Origin of the sequence: Kitasatospora sp. NPDC059160 (assembly GCF_042755465.1) — a bacterium.
In the GTDB taxonomy this organism is placed as follows: Bacteria; Actinomycetota; Actinomycetes; order Streptomycetales; family Streptomycetaceae; genus Kitasatospora.
Genome location: NZ_JBHZCN010000080.1, coordinates 38866 through 45257, shown reverse-complemented (window position 1 = coordinate 45257; position 6392 = coordinate 38866). Strand labels below are relative to the sequence as shown.

Genomic DNA, 6392 nt, shown 5'->3' with positions numbered 1-6392 from the left:
TCTCCGCCTATTACACTGCGCGCCCCCCACTCCGGGTGTACCCCTAAGTTTGGCTCGCGCCCGAACCGGCGCTCCGGTGGGGCGGGCCCCCCCCCCCCCGGGGGGGGGGGGGGCCCCCCGCTCCGCTTTGTGCGTCCTGTCGGTGTGACCTGGTAGTACTTGGGAGCGATGAGCAGCACAGGGGAGAACGGGGGCGCCGAGCCGGAGCAGCTGGCGTTCATCCGGGAGACGGTCAAGCGGGCCAAGCCCCGGTCGTGGCGCGGGGCCAAACGGGCCGAGCACCTGCCGGTGGCCCGGGTCGTGGTGGACAAGGGCGTGCTCACCATCGACAAGCTCTTCGACTACGAGGTGCCCGCCGCGATGGCGGAGGAGGCCCAGCCGGGCGTCCGGGTGCGGGTGCGTTTCGGAGCGCGGGTGGTCAAGGGCCAGCGCGAGGGGGGGGAACTGCACGACGGGTTCATCGTCGCCCGGCTGGAGAAGAGCGATTTCGCCGGCCCGCTCGCCCCGCTCGCCCAGGTGCTCTCGCCCGAACCCGTGCTCAGCCCGCAGCTGCTGCGGCTCTGCCGCACCGTCGCCGACCGGTACGCCGGGACGCTGGCCGACGTGCTCCAGCTCGCCGTGCCGCCCCGGCACGCCAAGGCCGAGGCCGAGCCCTCCCCGGCGCCGCTGCCGCGCCCCCAGGCCCCGGCGCCCGGGGGCTGGCAGCGCTACCCGGCCGGGCCGGACTTCCTCACCGCGCTGGCCGACGGCGGCTCGCCGCGGGCGGTGTGGGCGGCGCTCCCGGGGCCCGGCTGGCCGTACGAGATCGCCCGGGCGGTCGCGGCGACGCTGGCCGGCGGGCGCGGCGCCCTGGTCGTGCTGCCGGACCGCCGCTCGGTCGCCCGGGTCGACCGGGCGCTGACCGAGCTGCTCGGCCCCGGGATGCACATGGCACTGGAGGCCGACCTCGGCCCGCGCGAGCGCTACCGGCGCTGGCTGGCGGTCAGCCGCGGCTCGGTGCACGCCGCGATCGGGACCAGGGCCGCCATGTTCGCGCCCGTCCGCGACCTCGGCCTCGTCGTGGTCTGGTCCGACGGGGACGGCAGCCACAGCGACCCGCGCGCCCCCCACCCGCACGTGCGCGAGGTGGCGCTGCTGCGCGCCGCCGAGGAGGGCGCGGCCGTGCTGCTCGGCGGGCACACGGTGACCGTGGAGGGCGCCCAGCTGGTCGCCACCGGCTGGGCCCGGCCGCTGGTCGCCGACCGGGAGACGGTGCGGCAGGTCGCGCCCCGGGTGCGGACCGTCACCGACCAGGACCAGCACCGGGACGCCGCCGCCCAGGCCGCCCGGCTGCCCTCGGTCGGCTGGGAGGCCGCCCGGGAGTCGCTGGCGGCCGGGCACCCGGTGCTCATCCAGGTGCCCCGGCGCGGCTACGTGCCCCGGCTCGCCTGCGGCCGCTGCCGCACGCCCGCCCGCTGCCGGCGCTGCGAAGGGCCCCTGGAGGCGCCCTCGGCCGACGCCCCGCTCAGCTGCGGCTGGTGCGGGGAGGCGGAGAACGACTGGCACTGCCCCGAGTGCGGCTCCTTCCGGCTGCGGGCCCAGGTGGTCGGCGCCCGGCGCACCGCGGAGGAACTGGGCAAGGCGTTCCCGCGGATCCCGGTCCGGACCTCGGGGCGGGACGCGGTGCTGGACACCGTGCCGGACGAGCCCTCGCTGGTGATCTCCACCCCGGGCGCGGAGCCGGTGGTCGAGGGCGGCTCCGGGTACGGGGCGGTGCTGCTGCTGGACGGCTGGGCCCTGCTCGGCCGGCCCGACCTGCGGGCGGGGGAGGAGACCCTGCGGCTCTGGCTGGCCGCCGCCGCCCTGGCCCGGCCCGCCGGGGAGGGCGGGACGGTCGTCGTGGTCGCCGAGCCCTCGGCCCGGCCGGTGCAGGCCCTGGTCCGCTGGGACCCGCTGGGGCACGCCGGGCTGGAACGGGACGAACGGGCGCAGCTGCACTTCCCGCCGGTGTCGCGGATGGCCGCCGTCAGCGGGAGCCCGGCGGCCGTCGCCGACCTGCTGAACCTGATCCGGCTGCCGGAGGGCGCGGACGTGCTCGGCCCGGTGCCGGTGCCCGCGCTGCGCGGGGAGGAGCAGGAGCGGGCGCTGCTGCGGGTGGCGCCCGGGCAGGGGGCCGCGCTGGCGGCGGCGCTCAAGGCGGCGCAGATCGCGCGGATCGCGCTGCGGACGCCGGAGCCGGTGCGGGTGCGGGTGGATCCGACGGACATCGGGTAGCGGTGGGGGTGGCTGGGGGCTGCTGACCGGTGGTGGCCGGCGGGGGTGACGGACCTGCGGGGGCGGGGTGAGTGGGCCACCCCGCCCCGGGGCGGCCCGGTCGGCGGCGCGGGTGGTCAGCCGCGGAGGGGGATGCCGGTCGGCGGGCGCTCGGTGGGCGTGCGGTCGCGGTCGACGGGGGTGCGGTCGAGCGGCGTCCGGTCGACGGGGGTGCGGTCGAGGGGCGTCCGGTCGACGGGGGTGCCGACGGGGGTGCGGTCGATCGGGGTGCGGTCCAGGGCGTTGCGCTCCAGGCTGGAGCGGTCCAGGCCGCCCTGGCGGGCCGCCGGGACGGTGGCGGCCAGGCCGCCGCTGCGCTCGGCGGGGACGGGCAGCTCCTCGGAGCGGTCCGGGCGGGCGGGGCCGGGGACGGCGCCGCTGGCGGCGAGGAGTTCGCTGGTCGGGCGGCGCATCCCGTAACGGCGGTGGACCGCCTGCTTGGTGACCCCGAGGGCGGAGCCCACCGAGTCCCAGGAGAAGCCCAGCGCCCGGTCGAACTCGACCGCCGCCGCCACCAGGGTCTCCACGCTCTCCCGCAGCTCCTGCGCCAGGCGCACGGTCGGCGCGGGCGCCCGCCCGTACACCACGAAGCCGGCCGAGGTGCTCGGCCGGCGGGGTCGGTAGACGTTGCCCAGCTGGGCGGTGAGCGTCCGCAGCGCGTCGACCTGGCGCCTCACCCGCTCGATGTCCCGCACCAGCAGGTGCAGGCTCGCCCGCGCCCGGGCGTCGTGGTTGATCTGCTCGGCCATGGCCTACGTGCCACCTTCCGTACGGTTCAGCTCGGCCGGGGCGCGGTGTCCCGTGCGCCCGGCCCCGGTCAATCTCTCTTGACCAACGCCGAAGCGGGGGCCGGGGTAACGCGGCTCGGCAGACTCGGGATATGCCAGAAGCCGGTGCGGGCGTCCGAGGACGGCCCGTCGGAGCGCCCGGGCGGGTTGCATAGACTTGGCGGGAACCAGCCGTTGCCCGCAGCCCGAGCCCAGTCCGGACAGGAGCCCGTACCCCGTGGCGATCCAGCCGATCCGTCTCTTCGGAGACCCCGTCCTGCGGGCCAGCGCCCAGCCGGTGACCACCTTCGACAAGGAACTGCGCAGGCTGGTCGCCGACCTCACCGACACCATGCTCGACGCCCCCGGCGCCGGCCTCGCCGCGCCCCAACTCGGCGTCTCGCTGCGGGTGTTCACCTACCACGTGGACGGCGTCACCGGGCACCTGATCAACCCGGACCTGTCGCTCAGCGAGGACGAGCAGGAGGGCCCGGAGGGCTGCCTCTCGCTGCCCGGACTGCGCTACGACACCAAGCGCGCGTACGGCGTGGTGGCCAAGGGCTTCAACATGTACGGGGACCCGGTCACGCTGGAGGGCACCCAGCTGCTCGCCCGGTGCATCCAGCACGAGACCGACCACCTGGACGGCATCATCTTCATCGACCGGCTCGACCGGGAGCAGCGCAAGGCCGCGTTGAAGGCCATCCGGGAGGCCGACTGGGGCACCGGGCCGGCGCCCGTCGTCAAGGTCTCGCCGCACAGCACCTTCGGCTCCGCTCGCTGAGTTCGTTCCTCGATTCCCGTATGCAGAAAGGCACTTGATGCGTCTCGTCTTCGCCGGCACCCCCGAGGTCGCCGTTCCCGCCCTCGACGCGCTGATCGCCTCCGACCGGCACGAGGTCGTCGCGGTGGTCACCCGCCCCGACGCCCCCGCCGGGCGCGGGCGCAAGCTGGTCGCCAGCCCCGTCGCCCAGCGCGCCGAGGAGGCCGGGATCGAGGTCCTCAAGCCGGCGAAGCCCAGCGACCCGGACTTCGTCGCCCGGCTCACCGAACTCGCCCCCGACTGCTGCCCGGTGGTCGCCTACGGCGCGCTGCTGCGCCCCGGCACCCTGGAGATCCCGAAGCACGGCTGGGTCAACCTGCACTTCTCGCTGCTGCCCGCCTGGCGCGGCGCGGCCCCCGTCCAGCACTCGGTGCTGGCCGGAGACGAGGTGACCGGCGCCTCCACCTTCCTGATCGAGCAGGGCCTGGACTCCGGCCCGGTCTACGGGGTGATCACCGAGGAGGTCCGCCCGAGCGACACCAGCGGCGACCTGCTCACCCGGCTCTCGTTCTCCGGCGCCCGGCTGCTCGCGGCCACCATGGACGGCATCGAGGACGGCTCGCTGCACGCCGTGCCGCAGCCCGCCGAGGGCGTCACCCTCGCGCCGAAGATCGCCGTCGAGGACGCCCGGATCGACTGGACCCACCCCGCGCTGCGGATCGACCGGGTGGTGCGCGGCTGCGCGCCCGCGCCGGGTGCGTGGACGGAGTTCCGGGGAGAGCGGCTCAAGGTCACCGGGCCGGTCAAGCTGCTGCCGGAGTCGGCCGAGCTGGCAGCGGGCGAGGTCGCGATGGTCGGCAAGAACAGCGTGCGGGTCGGCACCGGCTCCCACGACCTGGAGCTGGGGGAGGTGCGTCCGCAGGGGAAGAAGGAGATGCGGGCCGCCGACTGGGCGCGCGGGGCGCGGCTGGAGGCCGGGGAGCGGTTCGGAGGCTGAGCCTCCGGTTTGGCGTTACTGTTCGTTTGATCCGTACGATCCGCATGTTTCGTACGAAAAATAGCCACCGCAGCACTTTGAGGTATCTGTGAGCACGCCCCCGAACACCCCCGCAGGCGCCAAGCGCGCCCCCCGTCCGCACCGGCGGCCCAAGAAGGACCCGGCCCGGATCGTCGCGTTCCGCGCGCTGCGCGCCGTCGACGAGCGTGACGCGTACGCCAACCTGATCCTGCCCTCCCTGCTCCGCGAGGCCGAGCAGAAGGGCATGGACCGGCGCGACGCCGCCCTCGCCACCGAACTCGTCTACGGCACCCTGCGGCTCCAGGGCACCTACGACGCGGTTATCGCCGCCTGCATCGACCGGCCGCTGAGCAAGGTCGACCCGCCGGTGCTGGACGTGCTCTCGCTCGGCGCCCACCAGCTGCTCACCACCCGCATCCCCAGCCACGCGGCCGTCTCGGCGACCGTCGAGCTGGCCCGGGTGGTGCTCGGCGACGGCAAGGCCAAGTTCGTCAACGCCGTGCTGCGCCGGATCAGCGCCCACGACCTGGACGCCTGGATCGAGCGGGTCGCCCCGCCGTACGACAAGGACGCCGAGGACCACCTGGCGGTCGTGCACTCGCACCCGCGCTGGGTGGTCTCCGCCCTCTGGGACTCGCTCGGCCGCTGGCAGCCGGACGCCTCCGGGCGCACCGCGATCGAGGAACTGCTGCGGGCCGACAACGCCCGGCCCGAGGTCACCCTGGTCGCCCGGCCCGGCCGGACCACCGTGGGCGAGCTGGCCGAGGTGCTGCCCGAGGCCGAGCCCGGGCGCTGGTCCCCGTTCGCGCTGCGGCTCGCCGAGGGCGGCGACCCCGGTGCGCTGACCGCCGTCCAGGAGAACCGGGCCGGCGTCCAGGACGAGGGCAGCCAGCTGGTCGCCCTGGCGCTCGCGAGCGCGCCGCTGGACGGCCCGGACCGGCTCTGGCTGGACGGCTGCGCCGGCCCGGGCGGCAAGGCCGCCCTGCTCGCCGCCCTGGCCGCGGAGCGCGGCGCGGGACTGGTCGCCAGCGAGAAGCAGCCGCACCGGGCCCGGCTGGTGGCGCGGGCGCTGGAGGGCAACCCCGGCCCGTACACGGTGATCGCGGCCGACGGGACGCGCCCGGCCTGGCGCTCCGGCGGCTTCGACCGGGTGCTGGTCGACGTCCCCTGCTCCGGCCTGGGCGCGCTGCGGCGCCGCCCGGAGGCGCGCTGGCGGCGCCGGCCGGCCGATGTCGCGGCCTTCGGCCCGCTCCAGCGGGACCTGCTGCGCTCGGCGATCGAGGCCACCCGGATCGGCGGCGTGGTCGGCTACGCGACCTGCTCGCCGCACCTCGCGGAGACCCGGGCGGTGGTCGACGACGTGCTGCGCGAGCAGGGCGGCCGGGTCGAGTGGATCGACGCCCGGCCGCTGCTGCCCGGCGTTCCCGCGCTCGGCGACGGGCCGGACGTGCAGCTGTGGCCGCACCTGCACGGGACGGACGCGATGTACCTGGCGCTGCTGCGGCGGACGGCCTGAGCCACTGGTCGCCCGGGCGGCCTTGGGGGCCCAGGT

4 protein-coding genes and 1 pseudogene are annotated in these 6392 nt (G+C 76.4%); 4 read left to right on the top strand and 1 reads right to left on the bottom strand.

The genetic code is table 11. The features are described 5' to 3' along the window. The first annotated feature begins 168 nt into the window (after positions 1-168). A complete protein-coding gene (locus ACFXOZ_RS29715; RefSeq protein ID WP_380593315.1) occupies positions 169-2253 on the top strand; it encodes a primosomal protein N' in 2085 nt (694 codons plus the stop codon). Between the two features lie 442 nt (positions 2254-2695). On the opposite strand, the pseudogene ACFXOZ_RS29710 reads toward ACFXOZ_RS29715, so the two are convergent. Further along, positions 2696-3041, bottom strand: a pseudogene (locus ACFXOZ_RS29710) (hypothetical protein); the annotation flags it as partial. A gap of 256 nt (positions 3042-3297) precedes the next feature. Here ACFXOZ_RS29710 and def point away from each other — a divergent pair. From def to ACFXOZ_RS29695, 3 genes are all read left to right on the top strand, one after another. Continuing rightward, positions 3298-3843, top strand: a complete 546-nt coding sequence (gene def, locus ACFXOZ_RS29705; protein WP_375889921.1) for a peptide deformylase — start codon at positions 3298-3300, stop codon at positions 3841-3843. Positions 3844-3880: 37 nt separating this feature from the next. Then, the gene (fmt, locus tag ACFXOZ_RS29700) at positions 3881-4819 is read left to right on the top strand and encodes a methionyl-tRNA formyltransferase (RefSeq protein WP_380524830.1); all 939 of its coding nucleotides are present in this window, start codon (positions 3881-3883) and stop codon (positions 4817-4819) included. Between the two features lie 88 nt (positions 4820-4907). Next, positions 4908-6356, top strand: coding sequence for an RsmB/NOP family class I SAM-dependent RNA methyltransferase (locus tag ACFXOZ_RS29695; protein WP_380593314.1), 1449 nt, complete (start codon positions 4908-4910; stop codon positions 6354-6356). Positions 6357-6392: the final 36 nt, after the last annotated feature.

Bases quoted from the DNA above. Each gene is read 5' to 3' on its own strand.
- ACFXOZ_RS29715 (WP_380593315.1), top strand. From the start codon at position 169: ATGAGCAGCACAGGGGAGAACGGGGGCGCCGAGCCGGAGCAGCTGGCG.
- fmt (WP_380524830.1), top strand. From the start codon at position 3,881: ATGCGTCTCGTCTTCGCCGGCACCCCCGAGGTCGCCGTTCCCGCCCTC.